The organism is Streptosporangium nanhuense (assembly GCF_059358815.1).
Genome location: NZ_JCADBG010000078.1, coordinates 1 through 3346, shown reverse-complemented (window position 1 = coordinate 3346; position 3346 = coordinate 1). Strand labels below are relative to the sequence as shown.

Annotated in this window: 1 protein-coding gene; it reads left to right on the top strand. The window is 73.3% G+C overall.

Annotation, left to right across the window (positions count from 1 at the left end; genetic code table 11):
- On the top strand, positions 1-3346 hold a 3346-nt coding region (locus AC5L38_RS43970; RefSeq protein WP_495248774.1), incomplete at both ends, for an acyltransferase domain-containing protein.

Sequence of the window (3346 nt, the reverse complement as noted above, 5' to 3'; positions counted from 1 at the left end):
GTCATCCGCGCCGGGCGGGGGTGTCGTCGTTCGGGATCAGCGGCACCAACGCCCACGTCATCCTGGAGCAGGGACCGCTGGCCCCGCGGGTCGAGGACTCCGCGACGGTGACCCCGGACACGGACGTGCTGCCGGTGCTGGTGTCGGGCCGTACGGCCGAGGCGTTGCGGGCGCAGGCCGGGCGGCTGGCGTCCTTCCTGGACGGCGAGCCTGACCTGCGCCTGGCCGACACCGCGTTCTCGCTGGCCACGACCCGGTCGGCGTTCGAGCACCGGGCGGTGGTGCTGGCCGGGGACCGTGAGGGTGTGCTGGCAGGGCTGGGCGCGCTGGCCGAGGACCGTCTCGGCGCCGGTGTGGTACGCGGCGTGGCGGCGGCGGAGCCGAGGCTGGCGGTGCTGTTCACCGGCCAGGGCAGCCAGCGGGCCGGGATGGGCCGGGAGCTGTACGACCGTTTCCCGGTGTTCGCCGAGGCACTGGACGCCGTGATCGCCGAGTTCGCTCCCTTGCTTGAAGGGTCGTTGCGGGACGTTCTGTTCGCCGAGCGGGCGGATGCGCTCGATCAGACCGGGTGGGCGCAGCCCGCGTTGTTCGCGCTGGAGGTGGCGCTGTTCCGGCTGGTGTCCTCGTGGGGGGTGAAGCCGGGGGTGCTGGCCGGTCATTCGGTCGGGGAGGTCGCGGCGGCGCATGTGGCCGGGGTGTTGTCGTTGAAGGACGCGTGCGTTCTGGTGGCGGCGCGGGCGCGGTTGATGCAGGGGTTGCCCGCTGGTGGGGCGATGGTGTCGGTTCGGGCTTCTGAGGGGAAGGTCGCCGAGCTGCTGGCCGGTCGTGAGAAGGAGGTGTCGGTCGCGGCGGTGAACGGCCCGTCCTCGGTGGTGATCTCCGGGGTCGAGCAGGCGGTTCTGGAGATCGCCGCCACTCTGGAGGAGCGCGGGATCAAGACGCGGCGGTTGCGGGTGTCGCACGCGTTCCACTCGCCGTTGATGGAGCCGATGCTGGAGGGGTTCCGGGCGGTGGCCCGGACGCTGTCCTACAGCCCGCCGAAGATCCCGGTGGTGTCCACTCTGACGGGTGAGGCGGCGACGGCCGAGCAGTTGTGCTCGCCGGAGTACTGGGTGGAGCAGGTGCGTGGCGCGGTTCGCTTCGCCGACGGTGTCCGGACACTGCACGCACGGGGTGTGCGTGCCTATCTGGAGCTGGGCCCCGACGGGGTGCTGACCGCCATGGCCGCCGGCACTCTGGACACCGACCGTGACGTGGACGAGTACGACACGGACGTGGCACTGGTGCCGATGCTGCGCGGGGATCGGGACGAGCACGTCGCGGCGATGACGGCGCTGGCCGAGCTGCATGTGCGCGGGGTTCCGGTGGACTGGCGGCGGGTGCTGCCGGAAGGACACCGGGTCGACCTGCCCACCTACCCCTTCGAGCACCGGCGGTACTGGCCCGAGAGCACCGGTTCCGGTACGGGCAACGTGGCGGCGGCGGGTCTGGCCGCCGCAGGGCACCCGCTGCTGGGCGCGACGGTCGGCCTGGCCGACTCCGACGGGGTGCTGCTGACCGGCAGCCTGTCACTGGCGTCGCATCCGTGGCTGGCCGATCACGCGGTGGCCGGGATGGTCTTCTTCCCGGGGACCGGCTTCCTGGAGCTGGCGGTACGGGCGGGTGACCAGGTCGGTTGCAACCTGGTCGAGGAGCTGACCCTGGTCGCTCCCCTGGTACTGGGCGAGCGGGACGTCGTCGCGATGCAGGTGTCGGTGGGCGCCGCCCAGGAGACGGGCCACCGGAGCGTGAGCGTTTACGCCCGGCCGGCGCAGGCCGGGGAGGACGTGCCGTGGGTGCGGCACGCCACCGGCACGCTGGCCACGGGTGTCCGTACGGCCGCTCCCGCGCCGATCGAGCCGTTCGACACGGCGGTGTGGCCCCCTGCAGGCGCGACCGCGATCGCGCTGGACGGTTTCTACGACCGGCTGGCCGAGGGTCTGCTCGTCTACGGCCCGGTGTTCCAGGGGTTGCGGGCGCTCTGGCACGGTGCCGGCGACGAGGTGTTCGCCGAGGTGGCGCTGCCCGAGCAGGCGGTGTCGAGCGCGGGTTCGTTCGGCGTGCACCCGGCCCTGCTGGACGCGGCGCTGCACGCGGTGACGTTCGCCAGGCTGGACACCGAGGCGGGTACGCGCCTGCCGTTCTCCTGGAGAGAGGTGAGCCTGCACGCCACCGGCGCGGCGATGCTGCGCGTACGGCTGATCCGGACCGCCGCCGACTCGGTGTCGCTGGCCGCGGTGGACGTCGCCGGGGAGCCGGTGCTGTCGGTGAGGTCCCTGGTGCTGCGCCCGTTCTCGCCCGACCAGCTCGCCACCACGGGCGGGGGGCAGGCGACGGCGGGGAACGGGTTGTTCCGGCTGGAATGGGCTTCGCTGCCGGAGCTTCCCACGGTCGATCCGGTACCGGTGGCAGCCGTCGGTCTCGCGGGGTTCGAGCCGGACACGCTGGCCTTCGCCGGAGTGTGGGAGGCGACCGGCCGGCCGGTCGCGGTTCATCCTGACCTGCCGGCGCTGACCGAGGCGGGGCCGGTGCCGGAGGTGGTGCTGGCCGAGGTCGTGACCGGGCGGGACGGGGACGCGGCGAGCTCGGCGCACGAGGTGACGGCCGGGGTACTGGGTCTGCTGCAGGGATGGCTGGCCGACGAGCGATGTGGTGGTTCGCGCCTGGTGTTCGTCACCCGGGGTGCGGTCGCGGCCGGTGAGGGCGAGGTGGTCGCCGATCTGGCGGCCGCGGCGGTGTGGGGGCTGGTGCGCTCGGCGCAGTCGGAGAACCCGGGCCGGTTCGTCCTGGTCGACCTGGATGATCAGGAGTCCTCGCTCGCGACTTTGCGCGATGTCCTGCTCGCGGTACCGGCCTCGGACGAGCCCCAGATGGCGGTACGCGAGGGCGGGGTACGGGCGCCCAGGTTGGCGGCGCTGGCCTCGGGCGCGGGGTTGTTGCCCCCGGCCGACGGAGGGCCGTGGCGGCTGGGCGGCCGGGCGGCCGGCAGCCTGGACGCGCTGGAGCTGCTCCCGTTCCCGCAGGCGGCCGGGCCACTGGAGGCCGGGCAGGTTCGGGTGGCGGTGCACGCGGCGGGGGTGAACTTCCGGGACCTGCAGGACGGCTTGAACGCACTGGGCTGGTTCCAGAACACGGCCGAGGTCGCCGGGGTGGTGCTGGAGGCCGGTCCCGAGGTGAAGGGCCTGTGCCCGGGGGATCGGGTGATGGGCCTGTCCGAGGGTGGCTTCGGTCCGGTGGTCGTCGCCGAGGCCACGACGTTGGTGAAGGTCCCCGAGGGGATCTCCTTCGAGCAGGCCGCGACGATCCC